19 protein-coding genes and 1 tRNA gene are annotated in these 19695 nt (G+C 60.3%); 7 read left to right on the forward strand and 13 right to left on the reverse strand.

Going from position 1 to position 19695, the window contains the following annotated elements:
• Positions 1 to 40: 40 nt before the first annotated feature.
• Positions 41 to 2140 carry a TonB-dependent siderophore receptor gene (locus FGE21_RS02635; protein WP_139661424.1) on the reverse strand — a complete coding sequence of 700 codons (2100 nt, stop codon included), beginning with the start codon at positions 2138 to 2140 and terminating at the stop codon, positions 41 to 43.
• Positions 2141 to 2413: 273 nt separating this feature from the next.
• Here FGE21_RS02635 and FGE21_RS02640 point away from each other — a divergent pair, with 273 nt between their 5' ends.
• From FGE21_RS02640 to FGE21_RS02655, 4 genes are all read left to right on the forward strand, one after another.
• Positions 2414 to 3079, forward strand: a complete 666-nt coding sequence (locus FGE21_RS02640) for an FCD domain-containing protein (protein WP_139661425.1) — start codon at positions 2414 to 2416, stop codon at positions 3077 to 3079.
• 33 nt (positions 3080 to 3112) lie between these two features.
• The gene (locus FGE21_RS02645) at positions 3113 to 4129 is read left to right on the forward strand and encodes an ABC transporter substrate-binding protein (protein WP_139661427.1); all 1017 of its coding nucleotides are present in this window, start codon (positions 3113 to 3115) and stop codon (positions 4127 to 4129) included.
• 65 nt (positions 4130 to 4194) lie between these two features.
• Positions 4195 to 4962 (forward strand): ABC transporter ATP-binding protein, encoded by a 768-nt coding sequence (locus FGE21_RS02650; RefSeq protein ID WP_139661429.1) that lies wholly within the window; start codon positions 4195 to 4197, stop codon positions 4960 to 4962.
• Positions 4955 to 5767 carry an ABC transporter permease gene (locus FGE21_RS02655; RefSeq protein WP_139661430.1) on the forward strand — a complete coding sequence of 271 codons (813 nt, stop codon included), beginning with the start codon at positions 4955 to 4957 and terminating at the stop codon, positions 5765 to 5767. Before FGE21_RS02650 ends, FGE21_RS02655 begins: the two co-directional genes overlap by 8 nt.
• A gap of 52 nt (positions 5768 to 5819) precedes the next feature.
• On the opposite strand, the gene FGE21_RS02660 is transcribed toward FGE21_RS02655, so the two are convergent.
• The 11 genes from FGE21_RS02660 to leuC all read right to left on the reverse strand — a co-directional run bounded on the left by FGE21_RS02660 (position 5820) and on the right by leuC (position 16019).
• A complete protein-coding gene (locus FGE21_RS02660) occupies positions 5820 to 6710 on the reverse strand; it encodes a helix-turn-helix transcriptional regulator (RefSeq protein ID WP_139661432.1) in 891 nt (296 codons plus the stop codon).
• A gap of 48 nt (positions 6711 to 6758) precedes the next feature.
• On the reverse strand, positions 6759 to 7580 hold the full coding sequence (locus FGE21_RS02665; protein WP_139661433.1) for a substrate-binding domain-containing protein: 822 nt from the start codon (positions 7578 to 7580) through the stop codon (positions 6759 to 6761).
• A gap of 24 nt (positions 7581 to 7604) precedes the next feature.
• Positions 7605 to 8363, reverse strand: coding sequence for an ATP-binding cassette domain-containing protein (locus FGE21_RS02670; RefSeq protein ID WP_139661435.1), 759 nt, complete (start codon positions 8361 to 8363; stop codon positions 7605 to 7607).
• Positions 8356 to 9063, reverse strand: coding sequence for an ABC transporter permease (locus FGE21_RS02675; RefSeq protein ID WP_255731289.1), 708 nt, complete (start codon positions 9061 to 9063; stop codon positions 8356 to 8358). The genes FGE21_RS02670 and FGE21_RS02675 overlap by 8 nt, the downstream gene beginning before the upstream one ends.
• A 213-nt stretch (positions 9064 to 9276) precedes the next feature.
• Positions 9277 to 9353, reverse strand: a tRNA-Pro gene (locus tag FGE21_RS02680).
• 44 nt (positions 9354 to 9397) lie between these two features.
• Positions 9398 to 10354, reverse strand: a complete 957-nt coding sequence (locus tag FGE21_RS02685; protein WP_139661439.1) for a DMT family transporter — start codon at positions 10352 to 10354, stop codon at positions 9398 to 9400.
• Between the two features lie 184 nt (positions 10355 to 10538).
• A complete protein-coding gene (gene leuB / locus FGE21_RS02690; protein WP_139661440.1) occupies positions 10539 to 11642 on the reverse strand; it encodes a 3-isopropylmalate dehydrogenase in 1104 nt (367 codons plus the stop codon).
• A 94-nt stretch (positions 11643 to 11736) separates the two neighbouring features.
• Complete coding sequence (locus FGE21_RS02695; RefSeq protein ID WP_139661442.1) at positions 11737 to 12774, reverse strand: endonuclease/exonuclease/phosphatase family protein; 1038 nt, start codon at positions 12772 to 12774, stop codon at positions 11737 to 11739.
• Complete coding sequence (locus FGE21_RS02700) at positions 12771 to 13601, reverse strand: hypothetical protein (protein WP_139661443.1); 831 nt, start codon at positions 13599 to 13601, stop codon at positions 12771 to 12773. The genes FGE21_RS02695 and FGE21_RS02700 overlap by 4 nt, the downstream gene beginning before the upstream one ends.
• Before the next feature lie 393 nt (positions 13602 to 13994).
• Positions 13995 to 14600 (reverse strand): 3-isopropylmalate dehydratase small subunit, encoded by a 606-nt coding sequence (gene leuD / locus FGE21_RS02705; protein ID WP_139661445.1) that lies wholly within the window; start codon positions 14598 to 14600, stop codon positions 13995 to 13997.
• Between the two features lie 12 nt (positions 14601 to 14612).
• A complete protein-coding gene (gene leuC, locus FGE21_RS02710; RefSeq protein WP_139661447.1) occupies positions 14613 to 16019 on the reverse strand; it encodes a 3-isopropylmalate dehydratase large subunit in 1407 nt (468 codons plus the stop codon).
• Between the two features lie 282 nt (positions 16020 to 16301).
• On the opposite strand from leuC, the gene FGE21_RS02720 reads away from it, so the two are divergent.
• The 3 genes from FGE21_RS02720 (at position 16302) to rlmH (ending at position 18754) form a co-directional block, all read left to right on the forward strand.
• Positions 16302 to 17681: a mechanosensitive ion channel family protein gene (locus FGE21_RS02720; protein WP_139661449.1), complete on the forward strand. Its 1380-nt coding sequence runs from the start codon at positions 16302 to 16304 to the stop codon at positions 17679 to 17681.
• A gap of 130 nt (positions 17682 to 17811) precedes the next feature.
• On the forward strand, positions 17812 to 18174 hold the full coding sequence (gene rsfS / locus FGE21_RS02725) for a ribosome silencing factor (protein ID WP_139661450.1): 363 nt from the start codon (positions 17812 to 17814) through the stop codon (positions 18172 to 18174).
• A 109-nt stretch (positions 18175 to 18283) separates the two neighbouring features.
• Entirely contained in the window at positions 18284 to 18754 is a 471-nt protein-coding gene (gene rlmH, locus FGE21_RS02730; RefSeq protein ID WP_139661452.1) for a 23S rRNA (pseudouridine(1915)-N(3))-methyltransferase RlmH, read from the forward strand.
• A 149-nt stretch (positions 18755 to 18903) separates the two neighbouring features.
• On the opposite strand, the gene FGE21_RS02735 is transcribed toward rlmH, so the two are convergent.
• Positions 18904 to 19626 (reverse strand): DUF599 domain-containing protein, encoded by a 723-nt coding sequence (locus FGE21_RS02735; protein WP_139661454.1) that lies wholly within the window; start codon positions 19624 to 19626, stop codon positions 18904 to 18906.
• Positions 19627 to 19695 lie beyond the last annotated feature (69 nt).

The following is a 19695-nucleotide window of genomic DNA, read 5'->3' on the forward strand; positions in this document are numbered from 1 at the left end:
GGCGCCCCAAACGGTTGCAGTCTGGGGAACCTGAGGTCGATCAGAACTTCGACGTCAGCGTGAGCGCCACATTGCGGCCCTCGCCCATATAGCAGGCGCCGGACTGGCAGGTGGTGACATAGAACTCATCCAGCAGGTTCTGGACGTTCAGAGCCACTTGCCAGTTGTCACGGGAATAGGTGACTGCGGCATCGTAGAGGGTGTAGGACGGCGTCTTCTGGCTATCACTTCCGTCCCAGCTGGTGCCGGTGTAGCGAATGCCCGCGCCGAATTTCCAGCCCTGCAGGTTGCCCTGACGGGGTTCATAGTTGAACCAGAGCGATGCGGCGTTCTCGGGCACCTGCGCGATCTGCGCGCCGCTGGAACTTTCGGTGTCCAGATATGTGTAGGCGGCATCAAAGCTTGCGTCGCCGACCCGGTGGAACAGTTCCAGTTCCAGTCCCTTGGACTTGGCTTCTCCGGTCTGGATCGAGAAGCCCGGGTTCGCGGGATCCGCAACGGTCATTCTCGATTTCGTGAGATCAAACACCGACGCTGTGAATAGCGTGTCCGTGCCAGCCGGCTGATATTTCACGCCAATCTCGTACTGTGTGCCTTTCGTCGGAGTGAACGGCACACCGTTGACATCCGCACCAACCACGTCCTGCCGGAAGCTCTCCGCATAGCTGATATAGGGGGAAACGCCATTGTCGAACTTGTACATAACCGCCGCATTGCCGGTCCATTCGCTGTCCTTGGCCGCATTTGTGGCGGGGCTGAAGCTACCGTTGCTGGCGCCGGATTCGATCCTGCCGTAGCGCAGACCGAAATCGACGTAGAGGCGATCATTCACCGTGGCGCGGTTCTGCAGATAGAGGCCCATTTCGGTAATAGACGTGCCATCGCTGTCGGCGACCGTGATGTCATTGTAGCCCGTATAGGTCGGGTTGAACGGGTCGATGGGCGCGATCTGAGCTCCGTATGCGAAGTCGCTGTCGTAATATCCGCGAGAATAACTTGCCCCGATGAGGCTGCGCATTTCAATCCCGCCAAGGGCGTAGTTGGCGGTGGCGTGGCCGTCGATCGCGGCGCTCTTCATTTCGTTCTCGGCGCGATAGAAGGAGCGGTTGATGGTGCCGTCTGCGTTGTAGCGGCCGTTGGCGAAGTTGTCGAACGCCCACCATGCGTGTTGATATTCCGCCTCACCCTCAAGGTAGCGGGCGCTGGCGTTCACCGACCAGGTGCTGTTGAAGCGATGGCTGAGCATCGCGGTCAGGCCGCGTTGCTCGCTGTTGAATTTGTCAAATCCCGGCTCGCCCACAAAGAGGCTGTCGTCAAAGAAAGTCCCGTTGCCAAAGCCGGTGGCCGGTTCGAGCGTGCCGTAGAGCGATGCGAACTGGATCAACGGGCTGCCGTCGTTCTTCTGGAAATTGGCAAGCAGGGTCAGCTCGGTATCATCGTTCGGCCGCCAGGTGATGGAGGGGGCAAAGGCCAAGGCATCGTCCTGCGAAAAATCGACAGGGGTCTCGGCGTTGCGCAACAGGCCAACCAGGCGGTAGCGCAGGGTTCCCGTCTCATTCAGCTCACCGCTGACGTCGGCTGCGATCTGACCGCGTTGGTTGGACCCGACGGAGAGCTGCAAAAGGTTTTCGCTGTCCTGCGCTGCCGTTTTCGAGGTCGTGTTGACCACGCCCCCGACCGAGCCGCTGCCGTAGAGCCCCGAGGCCGGCCCTTTCATCACTTCGACGCTGTTCAGCAGGAAGGGTTCCGGTTTGGTGTCGTTGTAGAACCCGTATCGGGCATTCAGACCGTCATGCAGGGTAGACGGGGCAAACCCACGCACCAATGACCAATCCGAACGGTTGTCCAGGCCCCATTGCCCGGCCACGATGCCAGAGGCGTATTGTAGCGCCTGCTCGACGCTGGCCGCACCGCGTTCCGCGATCTGTTGCGCGGTGACGATGTGAACGGCACGCGGCGTATTCGCAATCGTATCTCCGGTCTTGGCGACAGAGCCCGAACCGAGCGCGACGCTCTCCCCAAAGAAAGCGGTGGTTTCATCGCTTTCAACGTAGATTGGCTGGAGTTCTATGACTTCTGCCGCTGCAGGGAGCGCCGCGATCAAAGCACAGATTGATACAGTTGTTGTCCGAAGTCCCATGTCCCACTTCCGCTTATTTTTTCTTGTTCTGCTACCTGGCGAAAATGCTTGGTAAGTTTGCCGCTATAAAACCCATATAAAAGAGTCAAGTATTAAACATTTGCGGAAGACGCGGCGTTGCTGCAGCGCGCGAAGCGCCCGGGCGGCTGGCCTGAGAAGGCGGGAGGGCTGGCTCTCGTTGCCGGGATTCACGTCGGCGGGGAAGAAATTTGGGTTGACAGTATGCGCAACTCGGGGCCTAAACATCCAACATTTTTGCAAACATGGAATGAAATGCTGTTCTCTCGCCGTGCCCCTGAGGATGATACCGTGGTTGCCATGCTGGCGTCTGCCATCCGGCGCGACATCTCCTTTGGTGCGCTGTGTCCGGACGAAAAGCTGAAAATCGATGACCTCAGAAAACGCTATGGCGGCTCAAACCATTCCATGCGGGAAAGCCTTCGCATGCTGGTCTCTGAAGGTATGGTGGAGGCCACCAGTCAGCGGGGATTTCGGGTGACATCGGCAACTGAACAGGATCTCGCCGATATCCTGTTTGTGCGGCTGGAGGTTGAAAAACTGGCTCTGTCCCTTGCGATCGAACATGGTAGCGTGGAGTGGGAAGCGGCCGTGATTGCCGCCCATCATCAAATGAAGCGTTGCGAAACTGTGGTGCAGCGCGACCCCGATGATGCTTCTGCACTGGAGTGGGACGAGGCGTGCCGAGCCTATACGCTGACGCTGGTATCTGCCTGCGGATCACCGCGCCTGATTGAAATGACCGGCAGATTTTACAATCAGTCCCGTCGCTTCCGTCTGGCCCGCCTGCGGGAGGGGCGCGTTGACTTTGACGCCCGTGGCCGTCGGCATACCGCACTGGTCGCGGCACTCATCGACAGGGACGTGCCGGCAGCGCTTGTGCTTCTGGAGGAGGATACCCGCGCGGACTTGCGCGGTTGAGACGCAGATAATTATCACTGGGAGGAGAACACGGTGACATTCAACAGACGACAAACGCTCGCACTTATGGGGGCGGCAGCCGCTTCGGGCCTTGCGGCTCCGGCCATCGCCTCGGGCAAGAAACCGGTGGTCGGTGCCCTGAGCCTCACCAGCCATTCGGGGAGCTTCATTGCGTTGGAGCGCGGCTATTTCAAAGAGGCTGGCCTCGACGTCGAGCTGAAGTTCTTTCAGGCGGCGCAACCCATGGCCGTTGCCATTGCCTCGGGGGACGTGGACTTTGGGGTCACGGCACTCTCCGGTGGGCTTTTGAGCCTCGCTCAGAAGGGGGCGGTCAAGGTCATCGGCGGTGCACTCTCGGAGGAGCCCGGTATCGACGGCCAGAAAATCCTCGCATCCGACGCGGCCTTCAAGGCTGGTTTGACCTCGCCCGCGGCGCTGGACGGCAAGCGCTACGGCATGACGACGGCGGGCTCCTCTTTCCACTACATGGGGTCAAAGATCGCCGGGGCTGAAGGTGGCAAGCCGCAGTTCATCCCGCTGCAAAAAGTGGGTGCCGTCATTGGCGCGCTCAAGTCCGGCCAGATCGATGCGTGGTCCATTGTGCCCCATATCGCCAAACCCCTCGCAGGTTCGGGGGCAGTTCATATCATCGGCAATGTCGCGGACTATCTGCCGAACTATCAGGTCACCACCGTGTTTACGTCGTCGCGCAATGCAAGTGATGAACGGGGCCTGACCGAAAGCTTCCTCAAGGGCTTCGGCATGGGGGTCGCCGACTACAACGCAACCATGGTCGACACCGAAAATGGCGATGCCGCCATCGACGAGATGGTCGATCTGATCCACAAATACGTCTACACTGACCGCCCGCGTGAAAAGGCCGCGCCCTCGATCATCAATGGCTCCATGCGGATCAACAAGGATGCGGCCATCAATGTCGCCTCGGTGACGGATCAGCTGACCTGGATGCAGGACGAGGGGTTGGTCGATGCCGGTATTACGCTCGAGACCTTCCTCGACACCAGCTACGTCGAGGTGATCGGCGCCTGACGGGCAAATCAATTACGGAACTAAGGGTGCGGGCGTCGGCCCGCCCCTGACACGGGACGGAATTCATGGACATTCGACTGGACGCGATCAGCCATTCCTATGGCGAGACCGAGGTATTGCGCGACATCTCCCTGGAGGTGGGATCGGGGCAGATCGTCTGTCTGGTCGGCCCTTCGGGGTGTGGGAAGTCGACGTTGCTGCGGTTTCTCGGCGGGCTGGAGCGCCCTCAATCCGGTCGGGTCCTGCAACTGGGATCGCCGCCCGAGGGCTGTCTGAACCCGCTGACCTACGTGTTTCAGGATTTCGCCTTGTTGCCGTGGCGCAGCGTTCACGGCAACATTTCCCTGGTGTTGGAAGATCACGGCATTCGGGGCGCCCGGGCGGATCACATCATCGGCGACGTTCTGGCCCGGACCAAGTTGACCGACTTTGCCGGTGCATTGCCGAAACAGCTTTCGGGCGGGATGAAGCAACGGGTCGCGATTGCCCGCGCCTTGGCCGTGAAGCCTGCGGTCATGTTGATGGATGAACCACTCTCTGCGCTCGACAGTCAGACCCGGGAATTGCTGATGGATGACCTCATTGCGCTGTGGGACCGGCAGCCCTTCACAGCCGTCTACGTCACCCACAACCTCGCCGAAGCCGTACGGCTGGGGCACAAGATCGTGGTGCTGTCCCGCCGTCCCGGCCAGATCCGGGAAATCGTCGAAATCGAAAAGCCGCTGGCCGCCAGAGAGTATGCGGATCCGGATCTTGAGAAGGTTCAGAAACATCTCTGGACCCTCATGCGGGACGAAGCCCGGGCCGCCGATGAGGAGTTGCTGAATGTCTGATACATCCCTGCCGCGTCGCCAACCGCTGGAAGTCCGGTTTCGGGGAGGTGGCTTTGCCCCGCGGCGTCATCGCTGGGTTGGGGGCGCGGCCTTTGTCGCGCTGATCGCCCTTCTGGAGTGGGGCACGCAATCAGGGGTGATCACGCCGCTGACGTTGCCGAAACCCTCGGATGTCCTGGCCACTCTGGTCGAGTTGTGGCAGTCCGGCATGTTCGTGAAACATATCGTGCCCTCGTTGACCCGGCTGGCCGTCGGAGCCTCTTTGGGGGCTGGTGTCGGCGTGGGTGTCGGCGTTTTGATCGGGCTGTTTTCGCTGATCCGCGCCGGATTGGTGCCGTTGGTTGCGGCTATTTTCCCCATCCCCAAGATCGCCCTGCTGCCGTTGTTCGTGATCTGGTTCGGGATCGACGAGGGGTCAAAATACGCGCTGATTGCATTCGGGACCTTCACGCCCACTGTGGTGGCCACCTATGGCGCGGTCGACAATGTGGATCGCTCTCTGATCCGCATGGGGCAGAGCTTTGGCCTGTCGTGGTTTTCCATCGTGCGCAAGATCGTGCTTCCGGGGGCGATGCCGGGGATCCTGTCCGGGCTGCGTATCAGCCTTGCGATCGCGATCATTCTCCTTGTCGCCGCAGAAATGCTGGGCGCGCAATACGGGATCGGTGCCTATATCCTGGAGGCGGGCTCGCTGTATGATCTGGAGCGGTTGTTTGCCGGAGTAGTGATCTTGTCCCTGTTGGGCGTTCTCACGTCCGCGGCCATTGGCATGATCGAACGGCGGGTGCTGGCCTGGCGATCCTGACCAATCGGTAGGGATCAGCAGGGATGGGGCAGTGGTTCAGGGCTCAGCCCGCTCAGGCGTTCCAGGCAACAGTCCCGAAGCTGCTGACGTCATAGCCACCAAGGCTGGCCGCCCGTTTCGCAAAGGCATCGGTCTGGCAGTAGGACAGGAAGGTCTGGAAACCGGCCTCGAACCAGGCTTTCCGGTCCACCAGCAAGGCAAATTCTTCTTTGACGATGGGCGTAAAGCGCAGGCCATAGCCCTGTGCGACGGATTCGAGGCCAAAGGTCACATCGGCGGCACCCCGGCGGACGTGTTCGACGGCCTCATCCTCGGAGCGCGCCACGTCGGTTGTCGGGATCGCGTCGAGATCCACCTCTGCATCCGCCGCGAGATCCCGGAGCAGGCGATCCGTACCTGATCCCGGCTGTCTTGGAACGAGACGAAGCGCTGTCAGGTCCTGAAGGCGTGACAGTTCTCCGACGCCCTCGCGGTAGACCAGCCCCCGCTGGCGGCTTGCAAACTGGATGAGCACGGCATTCTGGCTCGCGGCCATGCGTTGCACCGCAGTGATATTCCAGGTTCCAAGCCTGCCGTCATGGAGATGCAGCCCGGTCGCGATGCCCTCGCCTTTGGTGAAACGCTCCAGCCCGTCCATCGAGCCGTCAAAATATGTGGCGAGCCCGGAGCGCGACTGTCGGATCGCCCAATCAAGCAGCGGATCGTGGCTTCCGAGAAGGATCTGCGGGCGATCTGTGATCGTGGTGGTCGCGCCTCCGGATTTGGCCCTGTTCAGCCAGGCGCGAATTTCACCAGCGGGGAACAGAAGCTTTCCCGTCGCACGCGAACAGGGCACCTCGCCAGAGGCTGCGAGATCATAGATCTTGCGTTCTTTCAGGCGTAGCAGCTCCGCCAGCTCGCGAACGGTCAGAAACTCGTGGTCAGGAAAATTCAGGTCGGTCATGTCGCAGTCTGGTTGGGGCGACTTTGGGTCGTCGCCCCGCAGACTGTATCAGTTCTTTGGCGCGTTGGGAAAGAACAGTTGCTGATTGCCGACTTCAAAGGCAGCAATCGCACTCTGACCCTCGTCGGAGATCAGCCAGTCGGTGAATTTCTTCGCCGCATCCACATGCACCGACGGGCATTTCGCCGGGTTCACCGGGATCACGCCATATTGGTTGAACAGATCATCATCGCCTTCAACCTGAATTTTATAATCCTGCTTGTTGCCAAAGCTGATCCATGTGGCGCGGTCCGTCATCACATAGGCTCCCATGCCAATGCCCGCATTCAAGGTCGCCCCCATTCCGGAGCCGGTTTCGCGATACCACTGACCAGAGGCCGCCGACGGGTCGACACCGCTCTCTGCCCAGAGTGATTTTTCCTTCTTGTGGGTGCCGGACTCATCGCCGCGTGATGCGAACAATGCGCCGCTGGCGGCAATCTTGGCGAATGCGGCCTGCGCATCCGTCGTGCCGCCCACCGCTGCGGGGTCCGCTTCCGGGCCGACAATGACAAAATCATTGTACATCAAATCTGTTCGCGCGGTCCCGTAGCCGGCTTCCACGAAATCGAGTTCAGACGCTTTGGCATGAACCAGCAAGACGTCCCCGTCGCAATTCTGTGCGTTCTTGATGGCCTGCCCGGTGCCGACTGCGACCACGTTGACCTGAATGTCCGTCTTGTCCTGAAACAGCGGCAGAAGATAATCGTAGAGGCCGGAGTTCGCAGTCGATGTGGTCGATTGGACGATAATGGATTGATCCGCAGCAGCGACGCTGCCTGCAAGTGCCAGTGCAGCAATGGACGCACAGAGGGATTGGCTCAGTTTCATGTGGGGCTCCCTTGAGTTTTTTGGCTAAAGAACAAGTCTGCCGTTCAGATAATCCCGGGCGGCTGTGGTCTGTGGGGCAGAAAAGAAATCACGGGCGGCGCTGTGTTCTGCGATGCGTCCGCCCTGCAGGAAGACGACATCATCCGCCAGCCGTCGGGCCTGTCCGATGTCGTGCGTCACGCAGATCACCCGGACGCCTCGGGCACAGGCATCCCGCACGATGGTCTCGATGGACAGGATGGAGGCCGGATCCAGACTGGCGGTGGCCTCGTCCAGAAACAGGACATCGGGCTCTGTTGCCAGCGCCCGGGCCAGTGCAAGGCGCTGTGCCTCGCCGCCAGACAGCAACCGTGCGGGCTGGCGTGCCTTTTGGGCGAGGCCAACATGATCAAGCAATGCATTGCAAAGGGAGCGGGGGCGACCCTTTGCGCGCAGGACAAAGTCAATATTCGCGGCCACGGACCGGCGCAACAGGACTGGCTTCTGGAACACGAGGGCCTGTCGTGCCATTGCTGCGGCGGCGGTTTGGCCGCCCCAGTTGATCTCGCCTGTGGTTGGCGAAATCAACCCATGCAAAAGCTTCAGCAGCAGGCTTTTTCCGGCGCCATTCGGCCCCATGATCGCGGTGCACCCATGTGGGCCAAGATCCAGATTGACCCCGCTCAGAACCGCTTCTCCCTCAAAGCTCAGCCCGAGGTCGCGCACACGCAGCGGCATCAGGTTGGGGGCGGCTGCTTGCGGGATGGCATTTGGGGTGAACGCGATGGTGCCGAGGCTAGACATAGGCTTGTCTCCGGGCGCTCATGCGCAGGCTCTGCACTGCGGCATTGACGCCAAGTGCAATGGTCAGCAGCAGCAGACCAAGCGCCAATGCGAGCGCAAGATCGCCTTTGGATGTTTCCAGAGCGATGGCTGTGGTCATCACGCGAGTCAGGTGATCGATATTGCCGCCGACGATTATGACCGCGCCGACCTCTGCAACGGCGCGGCCAAATCCGGCTAGGCCAACGGTCAGCAGGGAATAGCGGGCGTCCCACAGCAGGGCAGTCACGGTTTGCCACTGGTTGAGGCAAAGAGAGCGGAACTGCTCTGCATATTCCATGTGCAGGTCTTCCAGAACCTGCCTTGACAGGGCAGCAATGATCGGAGCGATGAGGATGGTCTGGGCAATGATCATCGCCGTCGGCGTGTAAAGCAGCCCCAGGAACCCAAGCGGCCCCGATCTGGACAGGTGCAGATAGACGAGCAAGCCGACGACAACAGGCGGAAGTCCCATCAGCGCGTTCATGAGTACAAGGAGTATCCCGCGTCCCGGAAAGCGGCTGATGGCCATGAAAGCGCCCAGGGGCAGGCCGCAGAGGCAGGCCAGAAACGTCGCCGTCAGGCTGACGCGCAAGGAGAGCGCCACGATCTCAAACAGGTCCGCGTTTCCTGACAACACGAGCTGTAGCGCCAGTGTGAATGCGTCTGCGATGCTCTGCAAAATTTCCGACCTTTGCGAATTTTCCATGCACAGGCTACGGAAGAAACCCTGTCGGCATCAAGAGAAATGGCAGATGCTTCTTGAATATTCCGCATGTGAGGACAAATTGAACCTCTGGTAACTGCAAAATTTACGGCGAACGGACGATCTGTCCGTCCTGCAGTGGCCAGGGTACGAGCATAAAAATAGGCGCCCGAAGGCGCCTTGTTTTATTGGTCGGAGCGAGAGGATTCGAACCTCCGGCCCCTGCCTCCCGAAGACAGTGCTCTACCAGGCTGAGCTACGCTCCGACCGTGGCGCGTGAATTACCGCTCAGCTCTGTATTTGGCAAGCCCTATTCCGACCGATCTTCCGCCGCGTTGCGTTTTAGAAAGAGCGAGACATTGAGGCCCCCGCTGGTCACTGCACGGCCGCGGGTGCGCAACACCGGCGTGTTGTTGGATTGGCCTCCACGGGCCTCTCGCAAGACTATGAAGACGCCGCTTGCGATGATGATCCCGGCACCCACCAAAGTCAGGAGATCGACCTTTTCGTCAAACAGGATGAGGCCGAATATCGTGGCCCAGATGATCTGCGAATATTGCATCGGCGCGACGATGGCCGCTTCGCCGATCGAATAGGCATTCACCAGAAGCAAAGTCGCGCAGAAGCCGAACACTGCGATGATCGCGAGCCCGCTCAGCTCTGCGCCGGACATCGGGACATAGACGAAGGGAAGTGCAAGCCCCATGACCACAACAGTCGTGAGCATCGGAAACAACATCAGGACAACCCGGCGCTCGACAGAGCTGAGCTTCCGCAGGATGACGGATTGAAAGGCACTGCCGAAGGCCGCCAGGAGCGCAGCCGCATGGCCGAGGCCGAGTTCGGTTTCACCGGGGCGCAATACCACCATGACGCCGGCAAAACCGACCAGAACGGCTCCTATCCGGGGCAGGCCTACGCGCTCGCCCAGAACGGGGATCGACAGGATGGTGATCAGCAACGGCGTCGCGAACAGCAGGGCGTAGGTCTGCGCCAGCGGCAGGACAGAGAAGGCATAGAAAGCAGCTGCCGGCACCACAGACATAGAGAGCGATCGCAACGCGGTCCAGATCGGGTGCTTGGGGCGCAGGGTGCCAGGCGTCGCGTCGCGCACCATCAGCATCGTCAGAAGCGGAAAGGACAACAGGCTGGAGAAGAAGACGATCTGAAACGCAGAGACTTCGGCGCTCACGAATTTCACCACCACGTCATGGGTTGAGAAAATCGCATAGGCAATCAGGGCCAATATAGCAGCTTTGATGTTCATTCTGTCACCGGAGTGGCTGAAAAAGGGGCGGCACGGCGGCCGTATCTATAGCGCTAACGCTGCGAGGTGGGCTGTTGCAAGGGGGAGTGCCGCACCAAAGGAAATTTTTTTGCCTCTGAAAAAGACAAGGGCCGGAGAATTTCCGGCCCTGAGGGTGCTCAAATTGTTTGGATTCGGCCGGACGTCAGAGGCTGGCGTCGAGTGCTGCCAGAATTGCATCGCCCATTTCCGCGGTGGAGACCGGCGTCACGCCATCCTCTCCCAGCAGATCGGCCGTGCGTGCCCCGTTGGCGAGAACGGCCTCAACCGCTGCTTCGACGCGGTCGGCTTCGGCGCCCAGATCAAAGCTGTAGCGCAGGGCCATTGCGAATGAGAGGACACAGGCAATCGGGTTGGCTTTGCCTTGCCCGGCGATGTCCGGAGCGGAACCATGCACGGGCTCATACAGCGCTTTCGGACGGCCGTTTGCCATCGGTGCACCCAGTGACGCAGAGGGCAGCATGCCAAGGCTGCCGGTCAGCATCGCTGCCGCATCGGAGAGCAGGTCGCCAAACAGGTTATCGGTCACAATAACGTCGAATTGCTTGGGCCAGCGACAGAGCTGCATCGCGCCTGCATCCGCATACATGTGCGAAAGCTCGACCTCGGGGTAGTCTTTGGCGACTTCGGTCACCACTTCGCGCCACAGGATACCGCTTTCCATCACGTTGGCTTTTTCCATCGAGCAGAGTTTCTTGCCGCGACGCATCGCCAGCTCAAAGGCTGATCTCGCCACGCGGTCGATCTCGCTCTCGGTGTATCGCTGGGTATTGATGCCGACGCGCTCGTTGCCTTCCTCGAATATCCCGCGCGGTTCGCCGAAATAAATGCCAGAGGTCAGTTCGCGCACGATCATGATGTCGAGGCCCGCGACGACGTCCTTTTTCAGCGAGGAGAAATCCGCGAGCGCGTCAAAACACTGGGCCGGGCGCAGGTTCGAGAACAGGTCCATCTCCTTGCGCAGACGAAGCAGGCCGCGCTCCGGTTTGACGGAAAAGTCGAGCGCATCATATTTCGGGCCACCGACGGCGCCAAGCAGCACGGCGTCGACCTCCTGCGCCTTTGCCATGGTGTCGTCATGGAGCGGCGTGCCGTGGGCGTCATAGGCCGCACCGCCCACCAGATCTTCGTTCACATCGAACTGAATGTCGCGCTTGGCGCCGAACCAGGAAATGACTTTCTTGACCTCGGCCATGACCTCTGGGCCGATGCCGTCACCAGGCAGGATCAGAATCGATGGGTTTGACATGCAAATACTCCTTTGACGTATTGGCAAAGGGGGTAGCGGGCCGATGTCGCCGGGTCAACAATAGCTGCGCAATTATACTACACCTGACGCTGGATTATTGGCGGAAATCAACCCAAACCAGCCCGTGACGACTGCCTTTGCTGCGCAGGATGCCCGAGGCCACAATATCGAGACCGGCAGAGGGCAGCACATAGTCGACCCGCATCGGGCCGGTGCGTTCCCAGACCACGGTATGGGGTCCCTCCGCATCCGCCGCAATCGGATCCTGAAGCCTTGGGTCCGACAACAGGCTGTGCAGCGCGTCCTTGTGCCCCTCGCCGCGGTCGGGATCATTGTTGGCGTCCCCCAGTATCACGAAAGGCGCAGCGATTGTGCTTGCCGGGCCGACGCCCAGTGAACCGTCCAGTGAACCGTCCAGAAGATGAAGCCAGAGTTGGATTTCATCGGCATTGCGCCGGCCGTTGCGATCTTCGGGACCATCAAACACCGGAGGGGCCGCATGAAAGCTGAGCACCCATAGCGGCGGGCTGTCGGGCAGCGCGACCGGAACCGCCCAATGGTTGGTGGAGGACAGGCGAAGTTCCGTTGCAACATCGGCAGAGGGAAACGGGCTCCCGTCGTCAGTCAGCGGCATCCGGTGATCCGGGATATCCTTCCACCGTAGATTGGTCAGGTCGAGAGCCCGCTCCTGATGAATCGGATATTTTGACAGCAAGGCAATGCCGGCCTGGCCCGTAAAGCGGCCCCAGCCCCAAGCGTCCTCAGGTTCTCCCAGGCGCCCGTCCCCATCAAGGTCAAGGCCGGACGGCACCCCGGCATTGGGGCGCAGAGCGAAGCCGTAGGGATATGTCAGGCCAGCATCGGAAAGCTGGTCCCGCAGGGCGCCCAAGGCGCTCAGCTCCCGGTCCCAATCCAGACTCTGCACCGCAAGAATATCGGCGTTGCCCGCAACGATTGTGGCGATAATGGCGGCAAGCTGTGGATCCTGCCCTTTTCTCAGATCCCGCAGCAACAGCCCGGGGCCTTTGCGGCTCGCCTCGGTATTGAAGGTGGCGACCCGAATGACATCGGCGCGCGCCGCATCTGTCCAGATCGCAAAGCAGAGCAGCAGGAGGGCTGCCCGGTGTCTCATACTGCCTGCAGGTCCTTGTCGTGGGCGAAGGAGCGCCGTTTCTGCTCAATCAGGTCGGCGACCCGCAGACGCGCCATGCCGCGTATGATCATGCTGGCCGGAACCATCGACCAGCCTGTGATGCACCAGATCATGAGTTGCGGGCTGCCCAATAGCGCGGGGTCAAAGATGCTGGACGTCATTTGCACCAGCGCGGGCAGCACGAAGGGCATCAGCACGCCGCCAATAATATGCATTTTGGCGTCCCGTTGCAGCCGCGTGACCACATCGCCGCCGGTGGTGGGGTCGAACAGCGGCAGGTTCACCCAGACGTTGAACGCTCCGTTGGACAGCGGCCAGTTGCGGAACCGGATCAGGCAGGCAAAGAAGCCAATCGAAATCAGAGAAATCAAATAGGCCAATCCAGCCGCCGCCTGCACCAGGTCAACGGTGTATTGAGGCACATGGGCAGGCATCATCAACCTTGCCAGTTGGACAGGAGAATAGGGGAAATCAAGCGCATGACCGACGGAGAACGCCAACTTGTTGACGAGTGCGGTCAAACCGGTCGGATCAAACGGATGCCCTGCCAGCAAGCTCAGCAGGATCATGCACAGCGCGACAAAAATGAACCGGCTTCTGTTCAGCGGGGGGGCATTGCGAAATTCGAGAAAGCTTGGGAAGTGAGAGAAATACTCGGCAAATATCAACCCGCCGGCCAGCAGGCCCGTCAGAGCCACAACTTCCGGAGATTGCGTTGCCGCGGCCGGGAGGAGCAGAGATGGCAGCACGATCAGCAATGCCACCAATAGTCCCCGGATTGCCGCGCTTGTCATGCGTGCAAGCACTGTTCGTTCCCTTCACCCTGGGGCCTCCCGATTTTTGTGGGATGACCCGGTATGAAGCACCCTGGAATCTACCAGACTGCTCTGCCTCATTTTTGCCCCAATCCTGCACGCCGTCGCGCCTTTTCTCAAGTATCGGGTTAAGGAAATATCTCAAATTTGAATGAGCTGGGCCGAAGTGGTGCGCTGATGCATCAACGTTCGGCTGATAAAACATCAACTTATCAGGTCTGGAGTGCGCAGCGGGCAATCGGGGCTTGCGATGCCGAGTCCGTCGTTCGTTTATTGGGCAATTGGACCAAACTGTGGCGCGACGCGATGTACGTCTGAAAAAACAAGGGCTGCCCACAACGGGACAGCCCTTTTGGGGTCAATGGTAGGAAGAATGGAAAACCGTCAGACCCAGGGGCGCGCCTGCGCCGCCCCGGCTTCAAACGCCTGGATCGCGTCGGCCTTTTCCAAGGTCAGACCAATATCGTCGAGTCCGTTCAGAAGGCAGTGTTTGCGGAACGGATCGACATCGAACTTGATCACGTCGCCATCAGAGGTGGTGATTTCCTGTGCCTCCAGATCAACGGTCATCCGGGCATTTTCGCCCCGCTCTGAATCTGCCATCAGCAGGTCGACTTGCTCTTGTGGCAAAACGATCGGCAGCATGCCGTTCTTGAAGCAGTTGTTGAAGAAGATGTCGGCAAAAGAGGTGGACACCACCACCTTGATCCCGAAATCCGCCAGCGCCCAAGGGGCGTGTTCGCGTGAGGAGCCACAGCCGAAATTATCACCTGCCACGAGGATGGAGGTGTCGCGGTAGGCGGGCTTGTTCAGAACGAAATCAGGGTTTTCAACCCCCTGACGATCATAGCGCATCTCGTCAAAGGCATGCACGCCGAGGCCTGACCGCTTGATGGTTTTCAGGAATTGCTTGGGGATGATCATATCGGTGTCGATATTCACGAGCGGCATGGGCGCCGCGATGCCGGTAAAGGTCTCGAACTTTTTCATAGCGCGGGCTCCCTAGTGAAAATCACGGATGTCGGTCAGCTTGCCGGTGACGGCCGCAGCCGCGGCCATGGCTGGCGACACGAGATGGGTGCGGCCTTTGTAGCCTTGGCGCCCCTCAAAGTTCCGGTTCGAGGTCGAGGCGCAGCGCTCACCTTCGCTCAGCTGATCCGGGTTCATGGCCAGGCACATGGAGCACCCCGCCAGGCGCCACTCAAAACCGGCCTCGGTGAAGATCTCGGCAAGCCCTTCCTCTTCGGCCTGCGCCCGCACGAGGCCGGATCCGGGAACAACCATGGCGCGCATGCCATCCTTGACCCGTTTGCCCTTGAGCACTTCGGCTGCCGCCCGCAGGTCCTCAATCCGGCCATTGGTGCAGGAGCCGATAAACACGGTATCGATCTCGATATCGGTCAGCTTCATGCCGGGGGTGAGGCCCATGTAATCCAGCGCCCGTTTTGCCGCGTCTACCTTGCCGCCGCTGAAGTCATCGGGGGAGGGGACATTGGCTGTGATCGGCAGGGCATCCTCGGGAGATGTCCCCCAGGTCACCGTCGGCGCAATATCCTCACCCCGGATCGTCAGTACCTTGTCGAAATGAGCGTCGTCATCGGAGTAGAGAGTGCTCCACCAGTTGACGGCGGCCTCCCACTGGGCGCCTTTGGGCGCATGCGGGCGGCCTTTGACATAGGCATAGGTGGTTTCGTCCGGCGCGATAAGCCCGGCGCGGGCGCCGCCCTCGATCGCCATGTTGCAGATGGTCATGCGGCCTTCCATCGACAGGCCCCGAATGGCTTCTCCGCAATATTCGATGACGTAGCCGGTGCCGCCGCCGGTGCCGGTTTCGCCGATGATGGTCAGGACGATGTCCTTTGCCGTGACACCGGGGCTCAGCTTGCCGGTGATCTCGACCTTCATGTTCTTCGATTTCTTCTGGATCAGCGTCTGCGTGGCCAGAACATGCTCGACCTCGGATGTGCCGATGCCATGCGCCAGCGCGCCAAATGCGCCATGCGTGGCGGTGTGGCTGTCCCCGCAGACCACGGTCATGCCGGGAAGGGTCCAGCCCTGTTCGGGGCCGACAATATGCACGATGCCCTGACGGATGTCGTTCACCGGGTAGTAATGGACGCCGAACTCGCGCGCGTTGGTGTCCAGCGCTGCGACCTGGATGCGGCTGTCTTCGGGCATCTGGTCGGGGTTGTCGCGCCCTGCTGTGGTCGGAACATTGTGATCCGGCACGGCGATTGTCTTGTCGGGGGCGTGCACCTTGCGACCGGCCATGCGCAAGCCTTCAAAGGCCTGCGGGCTGGTCACCTCATGCACAAGATGGCGGTCGATATACAGCAGGCAGGTGCCGTCTTCCGCCTCATGCGCGACATGTGCATCCCAGATTTTATCATAAAGCGTTTTGGGGGACATCGGTCCTCTCCCGTATTGTGGGTAAATGAGCTAGCGTAACTGGTCTGGCTGCGGGCGTTATAGGCGCGCAAGAACCGTGCGGGCGGCACCAAAAAACCGCTCACGCAGTCGCGCGCGGTCCTGGATGGCAATCGTCTGAGCCAATACGTGAGTCATGCTCTGTGGCATATATGTGCGCAGGCCGACAATCAAGATTCGTTCTGCCGCGCCCCCATCCGCCGACCGGGTTTCCCTTGCATCCGGCATCATTGGCAGGAATGCTGGGCCTTCAGGAGGATCGCAATGGAGCAGAATGTTCTGTCGGACACCGTGTTCGGGGCTGTGCAGTCCATCATAGCCGTCGTCGCACGTTATTGGGATATGCTGATCACTCCGGGATGGCGCCAGTACCAGGTGTTGATCGTGCTTGGCCTGATCATGGCTGCCGTCGCTCTGCGTTTCGTCACATACAAGCAATGGGATAACTGGGCCCGCACCCGAGAGGGCTGGCCAAAGTGGCGGCTTCGGATCCTGGTTCAGGTCCTGCGGCGATTGACGCTCATCTACTTCACGCTGATGTCCTGGGGGGTCTACCTCGTGATGCAGGAGGTGACCTGGCCCTCGCGGAGCTATCTGATCGGAGCGGCTGCAAAACTGGCGTTCGCCTGGCTCGCAATTGCGCTGATTTCTCGGTTCATTGCCAACCCGAGTCTGCGCAAACTCGCCACCTGGCTGTTGTGGGGATATGTGACGCTTGCGGTCTTCAACTGGGTCGATGACGCCGCGGCCATCCTTGATTCTGTTGCCATCGATTTCGGAAATCTGCATCTGTCTCTTCTGGTTCTGCTGAAAGCGGTGGTGCTCGCGACTGCCATGCTGGCTTTCGCGCGCGCGGCGTCCGGTCTGGCCGAGCGGGGCTTGCGCCGGAACGAAGACCTGTCGCCTTCCATGCAGGTTCTGGCAGGCAAGGCTGTGCAGGTTGTCCTCTACGGGGTGGCCTTCACCATCGTCATCCGCTCTATCGGGTTTGACCTGACCGGTCTGGCGGTTCTGTCCGGTGCGATCGGCGTCGGCATCGGGTTCGGGCTGCAGAAAGTGGTCTCCAACCTTGTTTCGGGCATCATTATTCTGATGGATCGCTCGATCAAGCCGGGCGATGTGATTTCACTGGGCGAGACCTTTGGCTGGATCAATGCCCTGGGCGCGCGCTACGTATCGGTTGTGACCCGGGATGGCAGGGAATATCTGATCCCGAACGAGGATCTGATCACCTCGCAGGTTGTGAACTGGTCGCACTCCAACCGCTACGTGCGTCTCGATCTGAAGTTTGGCACCAGCTACGACGACGATCCGCATAAAGTACGCAAGATTGCCATTGCCGCCGCCATGACCGTGGACAGGGTGCTGGAAAAGGACGACATGCGGGCGGTATGCCATGTCGTCGGCTTTGGCGACAGCAGCGTGGACTATGTGCTGCGCTTCTGGATCAGTGACCCGACCGGCGGTTTGACGAATATCCGTGGCAATGTCTTTCTCGCACTCTGGGATGCCTTCAAGGCCGAGGGCATCTCGATACCCTTCCCACAGCGCGAATTCCGGCTGCTCAACGACGCGATCCCCGTGCAGGCGGCCACCGAAGCCCCATCACAGGCGCAGGGCGGGTCTGCAGCGAAGCTTGATTGAAAAGGCGGCCCGGGCTTGCTACATTGGAGGGGACCCCAGCGCCGGGGGACCGGCGGCGCGCAGCAAGGAGGACAATGTCCTGGCACCCCAACTTCAGGCGGCAGCTGCCGCCCCCACCGGAGCAGCCGTGATGGCCGCTTCTGCACATCAGCCCTTCACCAGTGAAGACCTGTTGGAGCGCATTCTTACCTCTCTCGATGATGACAAGGCCGAAGACGTCACGCAGATCGATCTGCGCGGCAAAACGTCTATTGGTGACTATATGGTCGTGGCAACGGGCCGGTCGACCCGTCAGGTTGCCGCCATGTCCGAGAAACTGACCGAGAAGCTGAAACACGAGTTCGGCATTTCGTGCAAAGTTGAAGGCAAGGATACAGGTGACTGGGTTCTGATCGATACTGGCGATGTCATCGTGCATCTGTTCCGCCCGGAAGTGCGCGAATTCTACCAGATTGAAAAGATGTGGTTGCCCGCAGGCGCAGCCGCCAGCTGATCGGCTTCTTGAAGGGTGGGACATTGGGGTCGGGCACAGCCTGACCCGGCTCCACTTTGTGCCCTGCGTCACCTGCCGCTTTCTGCATCCGATAATCAGGACCAATAGCATGCGCGTTCATATCTGCGCGGTCGGACGCCTGCGGGCGGGGCCGGAGAAAACGCTGATCGACGATTACGTGCAGCGCTTTGAGCGCACTGGCCGGGCGCTGGGGCTTGGTCCTGCGCGCATCGTCGAAGTTGAGGACAAGAAAGGCGCCGGAATGGCGGCCGAGGCGGAATTGTTGCGCAAGGCCTTGCCCAAAGGGGCGGTGATCTGCACGCTGGACGAACGCGGCAAGCTGCTCTCCTCGCCGGACTTCTCCGAGCGGCTCGCCGGGTGGCGCGATACCGGGCGACAGGATGTGGCATTCATTGTCGGCGGAGCTGACGGGATTGATCCCTCATTGCGGCGCGAGGCAGATTTCTCCCTGTCCTTTGGCAAAATGGTCTGGCCACATATGCTTGTTCGGGTCATGTTGGCCGAACAGGTCTACCGCGCAGCCACGATCCTGTCCGGTAGCCCCTATCACAGGGTCTGACACCCTCGCTGTGGCAGGGCGCAGACGATCGCCTGCGACGCTGATCCGGTGACGCTGATCCTGTGGCGCTGATCCGGTGACATTGCAGGGGACCTGGCACCTGTGTGATCCCGTCGGGCACATCGCTTCAGAACCGCGTGACGGCCGGGTCACAGCTTTGTGGGAGTGGTGGTGTCCGCTTCGGATTGCATCAGGATCCGGCGCGACTTGGAGATGAACTCCCGGCGAAATAAAACTCCCAGCGTTATGATCGTCGCCGTGATCAATGCGAACGGACCAGCCAGCCAGGCCAGGCCCGCAAGCGAGAAGTAGGTCGCCCGGAGCCCCCGGTTGAAGCTGCGGGCCGCGGTGATGTTGATTTCCGCCGCCTGTCGCGCGCGTGGATAGGCGCGGGGATCGCTGGGCTCGTTCGGGACCGCCGCCATCAAAACCGAGCAGTAGCCAAACAGGCGGTGCGACCAGACAAAGCCGAGAAAGGCATTGGTGAGGAAGGCCAGCACCAGAAGGATCTTGATCTCCCACACGAAGACGGGGGTCTTTTCCAGCGCCAGATCCTGCGCGACCCCGGCCAATTGATCGGTGTTGCCGACCAGCGCCAGCCCTGCCCCAAGCGCCAGCATGGTCGCCGATGCAAAGAATGCCGTGGCCTGACGCAGCGAGGCAATCACTTGCGAATCGAAGATCCTCGGATTGCGGCTGACCATCTCCTGCATCCATTCGCGCCGAAAGTTGGCCATCAGAAAGGACACCGAAGGGCGTTTCGGGCTGGGGTTTTCGATCCGCCAGCCGATCCAGATCCAGCCTAGCCCAAAGCAGGTCAGAGCGATGAAATCCCACGTAGAAAAGAGGTTGAGCCGGTCGATCCAAATCATGAATTGACCCTATCCCAGTCAGTTCGCCCTTGCCAGAGGGTATAAATTGGTAATATTATTTTACCAAAG

Origin of the sequence: Phaeobacter sp. B1627 (genome assembly GCF_006265095.1) — a bacterium.
Classification (GTDB): domain Bacteria; phylum Pseudomonadota; class Alphaproteobacteria; order Rhodobacterales; family Rhodobacteraceae; genus Epibacterium.

Excerpts from the sequence above, each read along its gene's own strand:
- leuD (WP_139661445.1), bottom strand. The coding sequence starts at position 14,600 with ATGAAAAAGTTCGAGACCTTTACCGGCATCGCGGCGCCCATGCCGCTC.
- rsfS (WP_139661450.1), top strand. The coding sequence starts at position 17,812 with ATGGCCGCTTCTGCACATCAGCCCTTCACCAGTGAAGACCTGTTGGAG.
- FGE21_RS02635 (WP_139661424.1), bottom strand. The coding sequence starts at position 2,140 with ATGGGACTTCGGACAACAACTGTATCAATCTGTGCTTTGATCGCGGCG.
- rlmH (WP_139661452.1), top strand. The coding sequence starts at position 18,284 with ATGCGCGTTCATATCTGCGCGGTCGGACGCCTGCGGGCGGGGCCGGAG.
- leuC (WP_139661447.1), bottom strand. The coding sequence starts at position 16,019 with ATGTCCCCCAAAACGCTTTATGATAAAATCTGGGATGCACATGTCGCG.
- FGE21_RS02650 (WP_139661429.1), top strand. The coding sequence starts at position 4,195 with ATGGACATTCGACTGGACGCGATCAGCCATTCCTATGGCGAGACCGAG.
- FGE21_RS02670 (WP_139661435.1), bottom strand. The coding sequence starts at position 8,363 with ATGTCTAGCCTCGGCACCATCGCGTTCACCCCAAATGCCATCCCGCAA.
- FGE21_RS02660 (WP_139661432.1), bottom strand. The coding sequence starts at position 6,710 with ATGACCGACCTGAATTTTCCTGACCACGAGTTTCTGACCGTTCGCGAG.
- FGE21_RS02720 (WP_139661449.1), top strand. The coding sequence starts at position 16,302 with ATGGAGCAGAATGTTCTGTCGGACACCGTGTTCGGGGCTGTGCAGTCC.
- FGE21_RS02655 (WP_139661430.1), top strand. The coding sequence starts at position 4,955 with ATGTCTGATACATCCCTGCCGCGTCGCCAACCGCTGGAAGTCCGGTTT.
- FGE21_RS02665 (WP_139661433.1), bottom strand. The coding sequence starts at position 7,580 with ATGAAACTGAGCCAATCCCTCTGTGCGTCCATTGCTGCACTGGCACTT.
- leuB (WP_139661440.1), bottom strand. The coding sequence starts at position 11,642 with ATGTCAAACCCATCGATTCTGATCCTGCCTGGTGACGGCATCGGCCCA.
- FGE21_RS02685 (WP_139661439.1), bottom strand. The coding sequence starts at position 10,354 with ATGAACATCAAAGCTGCTATATTGGCCCTGATTGCCTATGCGATTTTC.
- FGE21_RS02735 (WP_139661454.1), bottom strand. The coding sequence starts at position 19,626 with ATGATTTGGATCGACCGGCTCAACCTCTTTTCTACGTGGGATTTCATC.
- FGE21_RS02640 (WP_139661425.1), top strand. The coding sequence starts at position 2,414 with ATGCTGTTCTCTCGCCGTGCCCCTGAGGATGATACCGTGGTTGCCATG.
- FGE21_RS02695 (WP_139661442.1), bottom strand. The coding sequence starts at position 12,774 with ATGAGACACCGGGCAGCCCTCCTGCTGCTCTGCTTTGCGATCTGGACA.